The organism is Enterococcus sp. AZ104 (assembly GCF_050546705.1).
GTDB lineage: Bacteria > Bacillota > Bacilli > Lactobacillales > Enterococcaceae > Enterococcus > Enterococcus faecalis.
The window spans coordinates 1497182-1514272 of sequence record NZ_CP172952.1; the positions used below are offsets into that span (position 1 = coordinate 1497182).

The window sequence follows — 17091 nt, forward strand, 5'->3', positions numbered from 1 at the left end:
GCTAATTCCCCTAACATTAAGCTGATGTCATTCTCTTATAAAGACGGTTGCCGATAAAACGAGCGCCGAAATTGAAAAGTAAAACTACTAAAATTAACACAGCGGAGGCACCTGCTGAGACCGCAGCGCCATCTGGCATCGTTCCTTCGGTATTAATTTTCCAAATATGCACAGCCAACGTTTCCGCTTGACGGAAAATGCTAATTGGACTTGAAACGCTCAATGGATTCCAATTACTGAAATCTAAGGCAGGTGCGCTTTGTCCTGCTGTATAAATTAACGCAGCGGCTTCACCGAAAATCCGACCAGAACTCAAAATAACACCTGTCAAAATTCCTGGTAACGCTTCTGGCAAAATAACTTTTTTAACTGTTTCCCAACGTGAAAGACCTAAGGCTAACCCCGCTTCACGCTGTGTATAATGAATGGCTTTCAAAGATTCCTCAACATTTCTAGTCAATAATGGTAAGTTAAAAAATGTTAATGCTAACGCACCTGATAAGATTGAAAAGCCATATCCGATTTGTACAACGAAAATCAAGAAGCCGAACAGCCCGACAACAACGGAAGGCAATGAACTTAAAATTTCAATCGAGGTACGAATTAAATCAGTCAACCAATTCTTTTTCGCATATTCCGATAAGTAAATTCCAGCACCCAATGAAATTGGAATACTAATAATCATTGTAATCAATAGTAAATATAGTGAGTTGAAAAGCTGAATACCAATCCCACCACCAACTTGATAGGCTCTGGATGGTTGTGTTAAAAATTCCCACGAAATATGTGGAATTCCTCTAGCTAAAATGTAAATCAGTAAGGCCGCCAAAATTAAAACAATGACGCCAGATACGGCATATAAGATACCTGTTGCGATTTTATCAGCTTTTTTTGCATTCATTATTTTAAGGCTCCTCTCTTACCGATAATTCGGATAACAATGTTGAATAGTAAAGACATCAACAATAGAATCAAGGCTAAAGACCAAAGAACGTTGTTTTCAACTGTTCCCATAATTGTATTCCCAATCCCCATTGTCAAAATACTTGTTAGTGTCGAAGCTGGTGTTGTCAAACTAGTTGGCATCACAGCTGCATTTCCGATTACCATTTGGATTGCTAAGGCTTCACCAAACGCACGAGCCATACCAAAGACCACCGCAGTTAAAATACCAGGCACAGCTGCCCGCAAGACAACTTTATAAATCGTTTGCCAACGCGTAGCACCAAGCGCCAACGACGCTTCACGATAATGTCGAGGCACAGCTTTTAATGCATCTACGGTCATTGTAGTAACCGTTGGTAAAATCATGACAAATAGCACAAACGTACCAGCTAAAATACCGAAGCCAGTTCCGCCAAAGATTGAACGGACAAAAGGAACAATGACAGATAAACCAATAAATCCATAAACAACAGAGGGAATCCCTACAAGTAATTCAATAACTGGTTGTAAAAATTTCGCTCCTTTTTTAGGTGAAATTTCTGTCATAAAAACAGCCGCTCCAATCGCAAATGGCGTCGCAACAATCGCTGACAAAAACGTTACAATAAAGGAACCCGCAATCATTGGTAAAGCCCCAACCATGGGTTTACCGTCTGCGCCGATATCACTTGGGTTCCAGTTTGTTCCAAATAAGAAATCAAACACATTAATCTTATCTTTAAAGAATGTAGCAAGTCCTTTACTTGCAACAAAATAGAAAATTGAAACAACCACTGCTACAATTAAGGCAATACATAGGAAACTAATAAATTTCCCTCGTTGCTCCATCTTGGCTCTTTTCGATTTTGTTAATAATTTTTTCTGTACATCTTCCAAGAATATTTCCTCCTCAAACAATCCAACTTTTACAGATAAAAATAGTGTACCTTTTTTACATCAATTTGTTTTTAATAACATGTAAATTTTATGTTAAGTTTGTAAATTTTGTGTTAAGAGAATTATTTAATGACATTTCCTTGCCAATCCCGTTCAATTTCCATTTTCGAAACAGGAATATACCCTAATTGACCAATCACACGTTCTTGGATATCATCTGACAACATAAAGTCTAAAAACTCTTTGGTTAAATCACTTGGATTTTTACGAGTGTACATGTGTTCATAAGACCAAATAATCCATTTATTGTTCATTACATTTTCATCTGTTGGCTGAACACCATCAATACTTAACGTAGCTACTTCATCAGTAACATATGAAAATGCGGTATAACTAATCGCTCCTGGTGTATCAGAAACAATGGAACGAACCATGCCGCTGGAATCTTGTTCTTGCGCACGAATGGCTGTTTTATCTCCCAAGACCCACTTTTCAAAAGTCGCACGCGTACCACTACCGGCCGCTCTGTTCAAAATAACAATTTTTTGGTCTTTCCCGCCAAGTTCTTTCCAGTTTGTTACTTCACCTAAAAAGATTTTCTTTAAATTTTCCATTGTGATATCTTTGACACCGACATTTTTGTTAACGATTGGTGTAATCCCAACGACAGCAACTTTATGATCAATTAAGTCTTCCGCTTTGATGCCCTTTTTCTCTTCTGCAAATAAATCAGAATTACCAATGTCTACCGCGCCAGATTGGACTTGACTCAGACCTGTTCCGCTTCCGCCACCTTGGACATTAATAAATCTTCCCGGATTTTGGCTTTGATATTCCTCACTCGCTGTCTCTACTAATGGTTGTAAAGCTGATGAGCCTACCGCTGTGATGGATTCACCACGATCAATCCATTTTGCACATCCTGTCAAAGTAAGTATACTTGCCAAACCAATAAATAATAGCAATCTTTTTTTCATCGATTCATTATTCCTCCAATTAATTTCAATCCATTCTATTTTACCATTATATGTAGGACTTGAAAATTATAAGTTATCAATTTGTTGGTACAACTGAGAAAACTCTTAAATTAAATAACAAGTATTTTAAAACTAAACGAAAAAAAGCTCTCCAAAATGGAGAGCTTTTTTTCGTTTAAATTTTCAAGAAACGACGCATTGAAATAACTGAACCTAGTGATCCAATAATCATTCCTGTTGCAATCATTAATAGATTGACTTTCCAGATAAAATCTTCTGGACGAATTAATGAATAATTCGAACGCAATAACTGCGGGTTGAACATGTTATAAACTTGATGGTAGCCTAACGTCATAATAATGACTGGCACGATTGCGCCAATCAACCCAATCCAAGCACCTTCTAAGAAGAACGGCCAACGAATGAAACTGTTTTTGGCTCCTACAAGACGCATAATTTGGATTTCTTTTTGACGAGATAAAATCGTAATCCGAATAGTGTTGGAAATTAAGAACACTGCAACGAATAAAAGTAATGCAGCAGCTGCTAAGCCCCAAGTTCGAACGGTTTGAGCGATTTTAAAGATTTTGTCTGAGTTTACACCACCGTAATCGGCTTTAAAAACACTTGGGAATTTAGCTGCTTGTTTCGCAATATCTTTCGTGTCTTCTGGTGTTTTTGCACGGACATAATACACGTCGTATAATGGGTTACTGTCGCCTTCGAAAAGATTCCAGGCATCCCCCATTTGTTCTTGGATTTTTTTCAATTGTTGATCTTTGTTTGAATAAGAAATATCTTCAACATTGTCTAATCCTTTAAGTTGTTTTTCTAATGTTTTCATTTCATTTTGTTTTGTACCAATATCGACAAAAACTGACACTGTCACGTTTTTTTCGACATCATCAGCAAGTTTCGTTGCATTAAAAATAACGCCCATAAAAATACCAACTAAAACTAATGTAATTGTAACCGCACTTGCTGAGGCAACAGTCATCCAACCGTTCCGTTTTAAACTTTTGATACTTTCAAATAAATGAGAAAAGAATGTTCTAATCATCGTAACCGTATTCTCCTTCCACTTGGTCACGGATAATGCGACCATTTTCAATGGCAATAACACGGTGACGAATCGTATTTACAATTGTACTATTATGCGTTGCCATCACGACTGTTGTTCCTTGTGCGTTAATCCGGTCCAACAATTTCATGATTTCCCATGAATTCTCTGGATCTAAGTTCCCAGTTGGTTCATCGGCAATTAAAACTTTCGGTGTATTTACGATTGCTCGTGCAATGGATACCCGTTGCTGTTCCCCACCAGAAAGTTCGCTTGGAAAAACACGTACCTTATGTTTTAGACCGACTAAATCTAAAACTTCCATCACGCGTTTTTTGATTTCGCGAGGACGTCGTCCGATAACTTGCATCGCATAGGCCACGTTCTCATACACAGTTTTCTTTGGTAATAGTTTATAGTCTTGGAAAACGATGCCGATTTCACGACGTAAATAAGGAACTTCTTTATTTTTTATTTTCATTAAATCATGACCTGCAACTGTCAAATTACCTTTTGTTGCTTTTTCTTCACGATACATTAATCTAATAAAGGTTGATTTCCCTGCACCTGAGGGACCAACCACATAGACGAACTCGCCTTGGTCAATCTCTACTGAAATATTCCGAATCGCTGTTGTACCATTCGAATATTTCTTCATTACATCTTTCATTTCAATCATGGCGTTCTCTCCATCTCTTTTTTCTTCAATCCTACTCATTATAACATGTCAATATTGCAAACTTCTTGCATTAAGTTACATTTTTATTTCAATTTAATGAAGAGCTTAACTTAAGCGCTGTTTTAAGTAGGCATCAATGAAACCATCAAGGTCTCCATCCATCACAGCTTGTACATTGCCGGTTTCGTAATTTGTCCGATGGTCTTTGACCATTGAATACGGATGGAACACGTAAGAACGGATTTGTGAGCCCCAGCCAATTTCCATTTGTTCACCACGTAAACTTGCTGCTTCTTGGGCTTTCTTTTCCATTTCCAATTGATATAATTTGGCTTTTAACATACTCATTGCTTGCTCACGGTTTTTTAATTGGGAACGTTGTGCTTGGCTTGCGACAACGGTACCTGTTGGAATATGTGTGATTCGAACAGCCGATTCTGTTTTATTAATATGCTGACCACCGGCACCACTTGCTCGATAGGTATCAATTTTTAAGTCATCTGGATTGATCGCAATTTCTATTGTGTCGTCTAATTCAGGCATTACATCAACTGAACAAAACGAAGTATGACGGCGTTTGGCGGAATCAAAGGGCGAAATCCGCACAAGACGATGGACACCTTTTTCAGATTTTAGGTAACCATAAGCATTGTAACCTTTGATTAATAAGGTGACACTTTTAATCCCTGCTTCATCTCCAGCTTGGTAATCCAACGTTTCAACTTGGAAACCGTGACTTTCTGCCCAACGTGTGTACATTCGTAAAAGCATACTTCCCCAATCTTGTGATTCAGTACCACCTGCACCAGGGTGTAATTCAATTAGGACGTTATTATGATCATATGGCTCATTTAGTAGTAAGGATAGCTCATACGTTGTTAAACGTTCTTGCAAGAGATGAATTCTTTCTTCCAATTCTTCTTGAATCTCTGCATCATATTCTTCTTGTTGTAATTCAAACATCACCGTTAATTCGTCAAGTTCCTCAGAGAGCTGATGAAATTGTTGATATTTTTCTTTCAAACTATTGGTTTCGTTAATTAGCTTTTGAGCCGTTTCTGTGTTGTCCCAAAAACCAGGTTCTCCCATCCGATTTTCCGCCTCGGCAATGTCTTCTTCTAACTGGTCTAAGTCAAAGAGACCTCCTGAAGCTAGTAATTTTTTGTGTCATTTCGTCTAATAATGTACGAATTTCTGGGTTTTCCAAAATGATTCCTTCTTTCTCTTTATTGTAAAAAGAGCAAAGGCGGGACAAATTGCCCCACCCTGCGTTTTTTCTTTAATTAAGCGTTTCTTCCATGACAATTTTTGAATTTTTTGCCACTTCCACATGGGCATAAATCATTACGGCCCACTTTTTTATCTACACGCACAGGTTGACGCTTCGCACTTGTGTTGCTTTGTGCAGCTGCATCTTGTTCTGTTTCTGGATGTTCCGCTTGTCCTTGAGCTACTTGCTCACGTTGGACATTTTGGCGAATTTCCGATTTCATGAATAAACGTGTTACTTCATATTCGATTGAACCCACCATATTGTTATACATAGAATAACCTTCTGTTTGATATTCTACTAATGGGTTGTTTTGACCGTACGCACGTAAGCCGACAGATTGGCGTAATTGATCCATTGCATCAATGTGATCTGTCCATTTAGTATCGACAACACGCAAGATGACTACTTTTTCAAATTCTAGCAATTGTTCTTGGCCATTCAATTGTTGAGATTTTTCTTCAAATACTTCTTGCGCACGTGCCACTAAGTAGTCTTTGATTTCTTCAGCTGATTTATTTTCTAAATCTTTTTTAGAAATCGTATCTTCATGGACAAGTGTTGAGGCTGCAAAATCGACAATCCCATCTAAATTCCATTCTTCTTTTTCTAATTGTGTATGGCTATCCACCACTCGGCCAATCGTCCGTTTTACCATGCCCATCAATACATCAGACAAGTCATTTTCTTCCATAATTACTTCTTGTCGTTGCGCATAAATAACTTCACGTTGCTCGCGCATCACGTCATCGTATTGTAAGACATTTTTACGTGTGTCATAGTTATTTCCTTCCACACGTTTTTGAGCAGACTCTACTTGGCGAGTAAACATTTTACTTTGAATAACTGCATCTTCTTCTTGCACATTCATTCGTTCTAAGAATGTTTTAATTCGTTCTGAACCAAAGCGTTTCATTAAGTCATCTTCTAAAGATAAATAAAATTGTGAAACCCCTGGATCCCCTTGACGTCCTGCACGTCCACGCAACTGATTATCAATACGACGTGACTCATGACGTTCTGTCCCGATAACCGCTAGACCACCTAGTTCAAGTACACCTAAACCAAGTTTAATATCCGTTCCACGACCAGCCATATTTGTTGCAATTGTAACTGCGCCTTTTTGACCGGCATTCATAATGATTTCGGCTTCTTTAAAGTGATTTTTCGCATTTAATACTTCATGAGGAATTTTAGCTGCGTTTAATTTATCAGAAAGTAATTCTGACGTTTCTACCGCAACAGTCCCCACCAACACTGGTTGTCCTTTGTGGTAACGTTCTTTAATATCTTCCACCACTGCATTAAATTTACTTTCTAAGGTTGGATAAAGTAAATCTGGACGATCGTCACGGATAATTGGACGATTGGTTGGAATTTGAATGACTTGAATATTGTAAATTTCACGGAATTCTTCTTCTTCTGTTTTAGCAGTACCAGTCATCCCGGCTAGTTTTTTGTACATCCGGAAGTAGTTTTGGAACGTAATCGTCGCCATTGTTTTTGTTTCATCTTCAATTTCGACGCCTTCTTTTGCTTCAATCGCTTGATGCAAGCCATCAGAATAACGACGACCATCCATGATACGACCAGTAAATTGGTCAACAATTAAGACTTTATTGTCTTGAACCACGTAATCAATGTCTAATAACATGATATAGTTTGCCCGTAACGCTTGATCTAAATGGTGCGTTAATGCTGTATTTTCAATATCGTACAGGTTATCCAATCCGAAAGTTTGTTCAGCTTTTTCAATCCCTGCTTCTGTTAAACCAATTGTTTTAGACTGAATATCAATTTTGTAATCTTCGTCTTCTTTTAAGCGTTTGACAAAATTATCGGCACGCGTATAGAGTGCTGTCGATTTTTCAGCTTGTCCAGAAATAATTAATGGGGTTCTTGCTTCATCAATTAAGATTGAATCCACTTCATCGACAATTGCATAGTTTAATGGACGTTGAACCATTTGGCTGCGATAAACAACCATGTTATCACGCAAATAGTCAAATCCTAATTCGTTATTTGTACTATAAGTGATATCACAGTTATACGCTTCACGTTTTTCATCAGAAGATTTAGAGTTAATGTTTAAGCCAACGCTTAAGCCTAAGAAATTATATAATTCTCCCATTTCGTTAGAGTCACGGGTTGCTAAGTATTCATTAACTGTAACAACGTGTACTCCTTCGCCAGATAGTGCATTCAAGTATACAGGCATTGTGGCAGTCAAGGTTTTCCCTTCACCTGTTCTCATTTCAGGAATGTTCCCGTCATGAAGCACAATCCCACCCATTAATTGGACACGGTATGGGAATAAACCTAGTACACGTTTAGCAGCTTCACGGACAACAGCAAACGCTTCTGGTAATAGTTCGTCTAAGGTTTCCCCTTTTTGATAACGGGCTTTAAATTCATCTGTTTTTTCACGTAATTGTTCATCGCTTAGTTGTTCCATTGCACTTGCATGTGCATCAATTTTATCGGCGATTTTTTCTAATCGTCTTAATTCTTTTTTATCGTTTTCGATCATTTTTTTCAAAAATTTTGCCATTGGTATCTGTGTTCCTTTCAATTACCTCTTTTTATTTTTGTATCCTTTTTGTACAAGAAGCACAATCTATCCGTTTTATTTTATCATTACTTGACGAGAAAGAAAACCATTTCTCTCTATTTTGCAGACATTTTCCTTTAAAAGAGGAACTTTTAAAGTTATTTTATGTATTTCTTTATTTTTTCTTTACTCCGTGCTTTAAAGATGTTTAAAGAGCTGAAATGCACGAAGGCATTTCAGCTCTTATTTTAAGCTTTAGTCTGTTTCAATCAAGCCATATTTGCCATCTTTACGACGGTAAACAATGCTTGTTCCATTTGTTTCAGCATCTTCAAAAATGAAGAAGTTGTGTCCTAACATGTTCATTTGTAAAACAGCTTCTTCACTGTCCATCGGTTTTAATGATAGACGTTTTGTACGAACGATGTCTAATTCTGAAGGTGTTTCTTCTGTTTCTTCACCAACTAAGAAGACAGCGGCTTTTGTATTGTTACGTCCTGTTTCACGAGATTTTCTGTTGATTTTTGTTTTAAATTTACGAATTTGTCGTTCTAATTTATCGACAACCAAATCAATACTTGCGTATAAATCAGGTGACGTTTCTTCAGCTCGTAAAACTAGATAAGGAAGAGGAATAGTAACCTCGACTTTGGCTGTTTTTTCAGTGTACACTTTCAAATTCACGTGAACCGTTGCTTCAGGTGAATCGCTGAAATATCTTTCTAATTTACCGACTTTTTTCTCAACATAGTCTCGAATCGCTTCGGTTACCTCGATATTTTCTCCACGTACATTATATCTAAACATAACAATTACCCCTTTCATCTACCAGTAAAGAAAAGATTAAAGGACCACTCTTTAATTCCCTTCTTCTTAATTTCATTATATCGAATAATCTGGGTTTTGCCAACAAAATAGTCATCAAATTTATGAATTCTTTTCTTTTTACCGCGCGAGAGTAAACGTATTCAAACTTTTAGGATAACAGTCATTGATAACAGCAGCTGCGTGGAAAAGAGTTCGTCCAGTGGTATAGATGTCATCCACCAAAATAACAGAACAATTTTTTAATTTTTTTTGGTTTTCTTTTTGGATGGCAAATGGTTGTTGCAACTGCATCCTTTCCTTTCTAGTTTTCTTAGATTGCGGAACATTTTCCTCTTTTCTAATTAAAAAAGGGCTGTACGGAACATCAGCCGCTTCTAGTAAGCCAATTACTTGGTTGAAGCCTCGTTCTTGCATTCGTTTTTCGGATAAGGGCACCGGAATAATATAGTCCGCAGATTGTTGCTGAAAGTAAAAGTTGATTTCCTCGTTAAAACACATTCTTAAGCGATAGTCTCCTTGAAATTTATAGCGTTCCATCCACTCTTGCATTCCTTCATCATAATGAAACAACGCTACATTATGAAAAGAATACTCTGGATAAAGCAGCTGCCACCTTTGACAATCAAAACAATAGCGCTCTTGGCTGACGCGACTACAGCCAAAACAAGTGCCTGTCATTGGCAGTTTCTGGAACTTTGCTTGGCAGTGCTGGCAAAGTGAAGGCCTCGCCCATTTTTTAAAACGTAAGAGCATTTTTAATGTTATCTCCAAACGAATGGGGCTTGCGCAATTTTTACAATCCATCTAACATCCCTCGTTTGCTAGCCAAGCGATTCATTTGCTTTATTTGCCGAATTGCCTCTTTCATGTCTCTTGTTTCCCCATCATGTAAAAATAAAACTTCGCCGTAATTGAATTCTTGTCTTCGATCGACTCGGCCCGCAATTTGGACAAGTGTTGAAGAAGTGAAGACTCGATGATTGGCACCATAAACAATAACTGAGACTGCATCAAAAGTCACACCACGTTCTAAAATGGTTGTAGTGATCAAAATATCCGTTTTCTGCTGACGCATTGCTTGAACTTTTTCTAGGCGAAGCTCATCACTACCATAAACGGCGACAACTTCTTTGTCGGAAAATCGCTCAGCTATTAATGCATGCAATTGGTGAATTAATGAAATGCTTGGGCAAAATAGTAAAACTGAATTACGCACCAATAAACGTTTCAAATGATGTGCAATGATTTTAATATTTTTGCTAGAAAGACGTTGCCACGACTGAACCCAAAATCGGCGTGGCACAGGTAATGGCCTACGATGATATCTTGCTGGCAAAATACTGGCTGCTAACTTCTTTTGCTGTAAAAGCTTCCGTAATTCTTTCGTAGGGGTTGCTGTTAAGTACACCAAACTACTTCTTTTTTTTCGTGCGTTACGCACTCCATAATAAAGATGCTCGTTATTAACAAAAGGAAAAGAGTCGACTTCATCAACGATAAGTAAATCAAACGCTTGATGGAATTTCAATAATTGATGGGTGGTGCAAATCACTAGTTTCGTATAACGATACGGTTCTTGACTGTTTCCATGAAGTAAAGCAATTGCTTCATGAGGAAAAACCGCTTGGATTCTGGGAAACAGTTCTAAGCAAACATCGACACGCGGCGAAGCCAGCGCAATCTGCCCCCCTTCTTGTAAGGTTTGGTGTAAAACAGCAAATAACATTTCTGTTTTGCCTGCACCTGTAACTGCCCACACTAAGCGATTCTCTCTTGCTTTTGCTGTCTCACAAAGTTCAACCGAGATCGCTTGCTGTCCCTTTGTTAATTGTCCAGACCACTCAAAAAAGACAGTTCTTGGGCTATTGGGCCTTTCTGGTAAATGACAAAATTTTTGACAAGAAGTCACACGGCCTAATTGAATGCACGCATGACAGTAGTATACATTTGTCGCCAGTCTGTTTTCTTTTTTGGATACGACTTCCCCGCACCGCTGACATTGAATTGTTAGGGGGGAACGCTCTAACATTGTTGGTAAATAAACCAGTTTTGTCTGTATTGAACGTTCTGTTTCTTCAATAATTATTTTACGTCCATGCAAGTCTTCCATGTTAACCACCTCAATTATAAAATACGCATTTCTCTAGCTTTTTTGCGAAAAAGGAAATCTCCCACCGTTATCTTTCTATTCTTATCTAGTCGTTACCTACTAAACAAACTCTTGATACGCTTTATTGTTTACACGAATCTTCCACTTTCGACTTACCTATATGCAGATTTTTTATAACAAATTTATCTACCTTTAAAGAAAAATTAATGTTAAAGTATATCTAGTAATTCAAGCTTTAATTTGAAAAGACTAGAGAGGAGCAAGCTTTATCATGGAAAATATTTTTTTAAAAAGACTAGAACTCAAAGCTTTTGAAGAAGATTCTGTTTTTTCAAAAATTGAAGGGCTGAATAAATTTAATTCACTAAATTTTAAAAAACCTATTACTTTTTTTTCAGGTGAAAATGGAACTGGAAAATCCACTTTATTAGAAGCAATCGCAGTCAATTGGGGATTTAATCCTGAAGGCGGTAGTATTAATTTTAATTTCTCTACAAACGATACTCACTTGGATTTACATAATTATTTAACTGTTGGAAAAAGTGTAAAGCGTGCTACGGATGGCTTCTTTTTAAGAGCTGAAAGTTTCTACAATGTTGCTACATATGCAGAAAATATAGACTTAGATTTTTCTGAATATGGCGATAAATCCCTACATCATCAATCACACGGCGAAAGTTTTTTGAATCTGGTGAACCATCGGTTTAGAGGAAATGGTCTGTACCTGTTAGATGAACCTGAAGCGGCTCTCTCACCTCAACGCCAACTAGCCTTAATGATATCTATAAAAAAACTAATTGATGAGGGGTCTCAGTTTATTATTGTCTCTCATTCACCTATATTACTTGCAATGCCTGACTCACAAATTATTTCTTTTGATAAAGATAGTCCTTTAGAAATCACGTATGAAGAAAGTATGCCTTATGAAATAACCTCATTATTTTTAAACAACAAAAACAGAATTCTCTCTCATTTATTTGCTGAATAAGTCTGTTATTCGAATTGCTTATGCCATACTGTAATGACTTGTATATAATAATATTGTTAATCATTCTTTGAATTACTACTTTCAGACTACGGAAAAAGGCGTTCATTATTCAGAAAATAGATTGTTAAGTATGTTTTTTTAGTATCTAGATTAAAGTAAAAAATTAAAGACAGTTGTCTTTCTCTAGCTCACAGGACTAATTTCGGCTCTATAATTTATGGAACTGATAAACCAGAATGACTGCTTCAGCTCAATTCCAATTAACTAAAGTCATAAAAAAAGACAAGTTGCTTTTTCGAAGATTCTCGAAAAAACAACTTGTTTTTACTCTTTTTTATCTGCTTGTGCTAACAAACCCAAGGCTTGTTCCAGCACTTTTTCCCCGTTCATTAAGCCGTAATCAGACATGCTAATGACATCTGTTGGGATACCTTTTGGTGATAGACGCTTTTCAAAATCACTCTTCATATAACGAACTTGTGGACCTAACAATAACACATCGACTGGATTATTTTCTAAATTTGTTTCTGCTTCCGATGCAGAAGCCGCAAATATATGGGCATCTAAGCCTTGATTAAATGCTGCTTTTTGCATTTTTGTAACAAGTAAACTAGTACTCATTCCTGCGGAGCAAACTAACATAATTGTTTTTTTTGACATTTTAACAGCCCCTTTTACCATTGCCTTTTTCAATTTTCAACATTATCTATTAAAAATATTATAGTGTAAAGTTAATTTTTGTCAATCATTCTTGTTTTTTAAAGCGGATACAATCCTAGTTTAAACGTACCATGCTGACTTCAGCAATTTATTAAATACCACATATTCTTTTTCCAAATTCACTTGAACTACTTGGTAACTCGCATTCAACCAACCATAAGCGCCCTTTTCTGGATGCTTATAATCGTTCGCCCACCAATCGACATCTGTTTTAGCAGTTTTTGGTAAACCAGAATGAGGGAATAACAATTCATCAAACTGAGTAAAGGTCAAAGTAACTTGGGAACCGCCATTCGTTTTCAAATAATGAGTAATTGTATCATATTTTTTCTGTCGTGTATGTACCATTTCCAGCGCCTCCCTTTTCTCTATCATACCTTATTATAACGTTTTTTTCCAAAAAATCTCACAAAAAAGATGAGAGAAAAAGTTGCTATTCAGTTGATTCTTTTTTATACTGACTTTATTACGAGAGAAAAGGATGCCCATATGTTAGAAAGCTATATTACAGTCAAACAAGATGGTTTCAGCGAGATTGAAATCAAGAAATCGCGGTTTATCTGTTCTGTAAAGCGCGTAACATCAGAAGAAGAAGCAAAAGCCTTTATCGCCGCAATAAAAAAAGAACATTGGAAAGCCAATCATAATTGTAGTGCTTTTGTGATCGGCGAAAAAAATGACATTCAGCGGAGCAGCGATGACGGCGAACCTAGTGGCACTGCTGGTGTTCCAATGCTGGAAGTCTTAAAGAAAAAAGAGTTAATCAACGTAGTCGCTGTTGTCACTCGTTATTTTGGCGGAATAAAATTAGGCACTGGTGGTTTAATCCGAGCATATAGTCATGCTCTTTCCCACACTTTAGATGAAATTGGTTTAGTCATTGGCAAATTGCAACAAGAGCTATTGATTACGATCGCCTATCCTTTATTGGGAAAAGCCCAAGCCTTTTTAGAACATAGTCCCTACACGCTTAAAGAAACTATTTACACAGAGTCTATTCAGTTAATTTGTTTAGTAGATGAACAAGCAACAGAAACATTTATAGCTGAAATGACGGATCTACTTAACGGTCAGTTGACAATTGAAAAAGGCGCAACGAGCTATCACGAACTACCATTTAACGAAAAAGGAGCACAATCAAATGACATTTGAAGAAGTATTGCCACAGATTAAAACAGGAAAAAAAGCCGTACGTAAAGGCTGGAGCGGTTTTGAACTTTTTATTGAATTACGTGATGAAATTGGCACCTCCGAAGGTGAATTTTTACAAGTTACCCCGTATTTTTTAATCAAAACTTCTGATGAAGGCTACAGCATGTTTTCACCAACACCTTGTGATGTCTTAGCAGAAGATTGGGTGATTGTTGAAGCATAACTACACACATAAGGTCTGGCAGATTACGGCGATTGCTCGTTCTTCCAGACCTTAATTTTTAAATGTTTAAAGGAGTTTTTCTTATGCCAAAAGAATTTGAAACAAAACGGGTGCTTGTAACCGGTGCAGCTTCAGGGATTGGCCAAGCACAAGCAATTGCCTTTGCTGAACAGGGCGCTGAGGTTATTGGCATCGACCTAGACGAAACGGGGTTAAAACAGACAGCCGCACTGGTTAATCCAGATTCTACTAAGCCATTTACTTATTTTGTCGGTGATGTGTCTTCTCCCTCATTTGTGCAAGCCACGATGAAACAAATTGTGAAAGACAACGGCCAAATTGATATTTTATTAAATACGGCAGGTATTTTAGATGATTATCGTCCTTCTCTAGAAACTTCGGAAGCTTTATGGGATCAAATTTTAGCAACCAATTTAAAAAGTGTCTTTTTAGTGACCAATGCTCTATTACCTTATTTCCTCCAACAAAAAAAAGGAGTAATCGTTAATATGGCATCTATCGCTGGCTTAGTAGCTGGGGGCGGCGGCGCAGCGTACACTGCCTCCAAACACGCAATCATCGGGTATACAAAACAACTTTCCTACGATTATGCCAAATTAGGCATTCGAGCAAATGCGATTGCGCCAGGTGCCATCCAAACACCCATGAACGCAGCTGATTTTGCAGGAGAAGGTGAAATGGCTACTTGGGTAGCACGTGAAACACCCGCGGGCCGTTGGGCACAGCCACAAGAGGTAGCAAAACTTTCATTATTTCTAGCTAGTGATGACGCTGATTATATCCATGGCACAGTTATGACCATTGATGGTGGTTGGACCATGAAATAAAAAGACTTTACAGAGTGTCTGTTCTTCAGTAACATGTAACACAGTGAGGCAACTCACACCATAACACTTCAGTTGGCTTTGCTGCCCTTCCTTTGGTTATGGTTATCACTAAAACACGTCGTTGTTTTATAAAGGAGAATCTTAAATGAATCATTCATCAAATCCACAAACCAGTACGTGGTCAGCTACGGCGTTGGCTAAAATGGCGCTGGTTACCGCTTTGTATGTCGTTGTCACTGTACTTCTCGCTCCGCTTAGTTTTGGTCCGATACAGCTTCGTCTTGCCGAATTATTTAATTATTTAGGCGTTTTTAACAAGCAATATATCTGGTCCATTACGTTAGGGGTTGCGATTGCCAACACCGCTTCGCCTCTTGGTATCATCGATATAGTCATCGGTAGTGCTGGAACGTGCGCAGTCTTATGGATTGCCTATTTTGCGACAAAAAATCAGCAAAATTTATTGATTAAACTAATGCTGACGGCCATTCTTTTTGCTTTGTCCATGTTCACTGTTGCCGGACCCTTAACGTTCTTTTATCAGTTACCTTTTTGGTACACATGGTTGACCGTTGGACTTGGTGAACTTCTTTCAATGACAGTCGGCGGCATCCTGATTTACGTATTAAATAAAAAAATACAGCTTGTAAAACGCATCGAAGAATAAAAAAGCGCTTGGGATTTAAACCCCAAGCGCTTTTTAGCACTATCCTTTAGGTTGAATGAAGTCTGCTTGCCATTTTCCAAGAGATGGATTGTAATCAAAATACCAAAGTTGTGAAAAATATTGTTTTTGATGCTTGTATCCCGATAAAACACGACCGCTTTGAGTATCTTCCTCGTAGTCAATACAAGAAAAATGAAGCATCAGTGAAAAACTGGTTTCACTAATAGGATGATAATTCGAAGCTGGCGCTACTTTCACTTTTTTTACATAATTTCTGATGCCCGCTTGTTGATTTTCTTGTAATACTGCAAGATGTTTTTGATAAAGTTTTTCTGTATAGTTATCTTTGACTACAGACAAGTTTTCTTGATCCCACGCTTGTTGTATTTCTAAAAACGTTTGTTGTATTTCTTTTAAGAGTGCCTTTTTTTCTTTTGATGTTCCAGGTAATGCTGCCCACATTTCTTGAAAAACTCCTTCATCGACTGGTTGATTTCTACGGCGTCTTTGCCAAATCATCGTGCCCCCAAAAAGAACAAAAAATACTGTTGAAATTAAGCCTTCCAGTGGCGTTGTGTTGCTGGTCCCGGTCTCGTTATGATGAACATAACTTCTTGATCCATCACCGCTTGGCGAAAAACCATTCGAGGGATTACCCCCGCTAGGACTTTCTACACGTCCACCGCCATAGCCACCAGCTACAGCCGCCGCTTGATTAGGCCATAAACAAAAGGCCATGGCACAGCCCACAAAAACCAAAATTAACTTTCTCATTTTCTCACCTTTCGACCCTTTCAAACCAACAAATGAATAAATAGACGCAGAATACTAAACAAAGCGCCAAGATTAACAATGATTAAGAACACCTTCAGCTATCCACCATATGGTTGTACCGATTGATAACTTCGTTGATAAATACTCAAGCCAAATAGGACCGTTGGCCACATAAATATACTATATCTTGGGCCAAACGAATTACCCTCGCCCAAAAAATTCACATAAATGGGCACATGAGCTGGTAAATCAGGATAGACCACCGCACTTAATAATAGTAAACTGACTGCTAAAATACTTGTAACAATAAACAACCGCTGACTAACTTTTTCAATCTGGTTCTCTCTCATTAATTTAGCTTTCTCCTCTAGTTTAATGATGGATATACTTTCAGTTTATGCCTCCCTATCTGAATTTGCAATA

General features: G+C 37.6%; 18 protein-coding genes and 1 pseudogene. 5 read left to right on the forward strand and 14 right to left on the reverse strand.

Features of this window, described 5'->3' with window-relative positions; translation table 11 throughout:
• Window positions 1–16 precede the first annotated feature (16 nt).
• The 10 genes from pstA to IGJ37_RS07315 form a co-directional block, all read right to left on the reverse strand.
• Window positions 17–901: a phosphate ABC transporter permease PstA gene (pstA, locus tag IGJ37_RS07270; RefSeq protein WP_002357300.1), complete on the reverse strand. Its 885-nt coding sequence runs from the start codon at window positions 899–901 to the stop codon at window positions 17–19.
• Window positions 901–1821 (reverse strand): phosphate ABC transporter permease subunit PstC, encoded by a 921-nt coding sequence (pstC, locus tag IGJ37_RS07275; protein ID WP_002357299.1) that lies wholly within the window; start codon window positions 1819–1821, stop codon window positions 901–903. The genes pstA and pstC overlap by 1 nt, the downstream gene beginning before the upstream one ends.
• A 122-nt stretch (window positions 1822–1943) precedes the next feature.
• Window positions 1944–2798, reverse strand: coding sequence for a phosphate ABC transporter substrate-binding protein PstS (locus IGJ37_RS07280; protein ID WP_002397362.1), 855 nt, complete (start codon window positions 2796–2798; stop codon window positions 1944–1946).
• A 175-nt stretch (window positions 2799–2973) separates the two neighbouring features.
• On the reverse strand, window positions 2974–3858 hold the full coding sequence (gene ftsX / locus IGJ37_RS07285) for a permease-like cell division protein FtsX (protein ID WP_002360154.1): 885 nt from the start codon (window positions 3856–3858) through the stop codon (window positions 2974–2976).
• Entirely contained in the window at window positions 3851–4537 is a 687-nt protein-coding gene (ftsE, locus tag IGJ37_RS07290) for a cell division ATP-binding protein FtsE (protein WP_002361935.1), read from the reverse strand. The genes ftsX and ftsE overlap by 8 nt, the downstream gene beginning before the upstream one ends.
• Window positions 4538–4642: 105 nt before the next feature.
• Window positions 4643–5744, reverse strand: a protein-coding gene (gene prfB / locus IGJ37_RS07295; protein WP_325814837.1) for a peptide chain release factor 2 whose coding sequence is annotated in 2 segments (ribosomal slippage) — window positions 4643–5671 and window positions 5673–5744 — 1101 coding nt in all. Because the reading frame shifts where the segments join, the coding sequence is not laid out codon by codon here.
• A gap of 76 nt (window positions 5745–5820) precedes the next feature.
• A complete protein-coding gene (secA, locus tag IGJ37_RS07300) occupies window positions 5821–8358 on the reverse strand; it encodes a preprotein translocase subunit SecA (protein ID WP_325814838.1) in 2538 nt (845 codons plus the stop codon).
• A gap of 255 nt (window positions 8359–8613) precedes the next feature.
• On the reverse strand, window positions 8614–9165 hold the full coding sequence (gene hpf, locus IGJ37_RS07305; RefSeq protein ID WP_002357293.1) for a ribosome hibernation-promoting factor, HPF/YfiA family: 552 nt from the start codon (window positions 9163–9165) through the stop codon (window positions 8614–8616).
• A gap of 138 nt (window positions 9166–9303) precedes the next feature.
• Complete coding sequence (locus tag IGJ37_RS07310) at window positions 9304–9990, reverse strand: ComF family protein (RefSeq protein WP_104847334.1); 687 nt, start codon at window positions 9988–9990, stop codon at window positions 9304–9306.
• Window positions 9980–11296 carry a DEAD/DEAH box helicase gene (locus tag IGJ37_RS07315; protein WP_325814839.1) on the reverse strand — a complete coding sequence of 439 codons (1317 nt, stop codon included), beginning with the start codon at window positions 11294–11296 and terminating at the stop codon, window positions 9980–9982. Before IGJ37_RS07315 ends, IGJ37_RS07310 begins: the two co-directional genes overlap by 11 nt.
• 271 nt (window positions 11297–11567) lie before the next feature.
• Here IGJ37_RS07315 and IGJ37_RS07320 point away from each other — a divergent pair, with 271 nt between their 5' ends.
• Window positions 11568–12284, forward strand: a complete 717-nt coding sequence (locus tag IGJ37_RS07320; RefSeq protein WP_010710290.1) for an AAA family ATPase — start codon at window positions 11568–11570, stop codon at window positions 12282–12284.
• Between the two features lie 324 nt (window positions 12285–12608).
• On the opposite strand, the gene IGJ37_RS07325 is transcribed toward IGJ37_RS07320, so the two are convergent.
• Both IGJ37_RS07325 and IGJ37_RS07330 read right to left on the reverse strand, forming a co-directional pair.
• On the reverse strand, window positions 12609–12944 hold the full coding sequence (locus IGJ37_RS07325; RefSeq protein ID WP_002360150.1) for a PTS sugar transporter subunit IIB: 336 nt from the start codon (window positions 12942–12944) through the stop codon (window positions 12609–12611).
• Window positions 12945–13064: 120 nt separating this feature from the next.
• Window positions 13065–13352 (reverse strand): DUF7662 domain-containing protein, encoded by a 288-nt coding sequence (locus IGJ37_RS07330; protein ID WP_002357286.1) that lies wholly within the window; start codon window positions 13350–13352, stop codon window positions 13065–13067.
• Window positions 13353–13493: 141 nt separating this feature from the next.
• Here IGJ37_RS07330 and IGJ37_RS07335 point away from each other — a divergent pair, with 141 nt between their 5' ends.
• The 4 genes from IGJ37_RS07335 (at window position 13494) to IGJ37_RS07350 (ending at window position 15894) form a co-directional block, all read left to right on the forward strand.
• Entirely contained in the window at window positions 13494–14156 is a 663-nt protein-coding gene (locus tag IGJ37_RS07335) for a YigZ family protein (protein WP_010708717.1), read from the forward strand.
• Window positions 14146–14379: a DUF2829 domain-containing protein gene (locus tag IGJ37_RS07340; RefSeq protein ID WP_224798944.1), complete on the forward strand. Its 234-nt coding sequence runs from the start codon at window positions 14146–14148 to the stop codon at window positions 14377–14379. The genes IGJ37_RS07335 and IGJ37_RS07340 overlap by 11 nt, the downstream gene beginning before the upstream one ends.
• A gap of 62 nt (window positions 14380–14441) precedes the next feature.
• Window positions 14442–15227, forward strand: coding sequence for a 3-oxoacyl-ACP reductase (locus IGJ37_RS07345; RefSeq protein WP_002399031.1), 786 nt, complete (start codon window positions 14442–14444; stop codon window positions 15225–15227).
• A 145-nt stretch (window positions 15228–15372) separates the two neighbouring features.
• Entirely contained in the window at window positions 15373–15894 is a 522-nt protein-coding gene (locus IGJ37_RS07350) for a QueT transporter family protein (protein WP_002397370.1), read from the forward strand.
• A gap of 39 nt (window positions 15895–15933) precedes the next feature.
• On the opposite strand, the gene IGJ37_RS07355 is transcribed toward IGJ37_RS07350, so the two are convergent.
• Both IGJ37_RS07355 and IGJ37_RS07360 read right to left on the reverse strand, forming a co-directional pair.
• Complete coding sequence (locus IGJ37_RS07355) at window positions 15934–16668, reverse strand: TIM44-like domain-containing protein (protein WP_325814840.1); 735 nt, start codon at window positions 16666–16668, stop codon at window positions 15934–15936.
• Between the two features lie 20 nt (window positions 16669–16688).
• Window positions 16689–17018: pseudogene (locus IGJ37_RS07360) on the reverse strand (DUF1648 domain-containing protein).
• Window positions 17019–17091 lie beyond the last annotated feature (73 nt).

What these genes read in the sequence shown, in the direction of transcription:
- pstA (WP_002357300.1), bottom strand. Translation starts at nt 901, where the DNA reads ATGAATGCAAAAAAAGCTGATAAAATCGCAACAGGTATCTTATATGCC.
- IGJ37_RS07280 (WP_002397362.1), bottom strand. Translation starts at nt 2,798, where the DNA reads ATGAAAAAAAGATTGCTATTATTTATTGGTTTGGCAAGTATACTTACT.
- ftsX (WP_002360154.1), bottom strand. Translation starts at nt 3,858, where the DNA reads ATGATTAGAACATTCTTTTCTCATTTATTTGAAAGTATCAAAAGTTTA.
- ftsE (WP_002361935.1), bottom strand. Translation starts at nt 4,537, where the DNA reads ATGATTGAAATGAAAGATGTAATGAAGAAATATTCGAATGGTACAACA.
- secA (WP_325814838.1), bottom strand. Translation starts at nt 8,358, where the DNA reads ATGGCAAAATTTTTGAAAAAAATGATCGAAAACGATAAAAAAGAATTA.
- hpf (WP_002357293.1), bottom strand. Translation starts at nt 9,165, where the DNA reads ATGTTTAGATATAATGTACGTGGAGAAAATATCGAGGTAACCGAAGCG.
- IGJ37_RS07310 (WP_104847334.1), bottom strand. Translation starts at nt 9,990, where the DNA reads ATGGATTGTAAAAATTGCGCAAGCCCCATTCGTTTGGAGATAACATTA.
- IGJ37_RS07315 (WP_325814839.1), bottom strand. Translation starts at nt 11,296, where the DNA reads ATGGAAGACTTGCATGGACGTAAAATAATTATTGAAGAAACAGAACGT.
- IGJ37_RS07320 (WP_010710290.1), top strand. Translation starts at nt 11,568, where the DNA reads ATGGAAAATATTTTTTTAAAAAGACTAGAACTCAAAGCTTTTGAAGAA.
- IGJ37_RS07325 (WP_002360150.1), bottom strand. Translation starts at nt 12,944, where the DNA reads ATGTCAAAAAAAACAATTATGTTAGTTTGCTCCGCAGGAATGAGTACT.
- IGJ37_RS07330 (WP_002357286.1), bottom strand. Translation starts at nt 13,352, where the DNA reads ATGGTACATACACGACAGAAAAAATATGATACAATTACTCATTATTTG.
- IGJ37_RS07335 (WP_010708717.1), top strand. Translation starts at nt 13,494, where the DNA reads ATGTTAGAAAGCTATATTACAGTCAAACAAGATGGTTTCAGCGAGATT.
- IGJ37_RS07340 (WP_224798944.1), top strand. Translation starts at nt 14,146, where the DNA reads ATGACATTTGAAGAAGTATTGCCACAGATTAAAACAGGAAAAAAAGCC.
- IGJ37_RS07345 (WP_002399031.1), top strand. Translation starts at nt 14,442, where the DNA reads ATGTTTAAAGGAGTTTTTCTTATGCCAAAAGAATTTGAAACAAAACGG.
- IGJ37_RS07350 (WP_002397370.1), top strand. Translation starts at nt 15,373, where the DNA reads ATGAATCATTCATCAAATCCACAAACCAGTACGTGGTCAGCTACGGCG.
- IGJ37_RS07355 (WP_325814840.1), bottom strand. Translation starts at nt 16,668, where the DNA reads ATGAGAAAGTTAATTTTGGTTTTTGTGGGCTGTGCCATGGCCTTTTGT.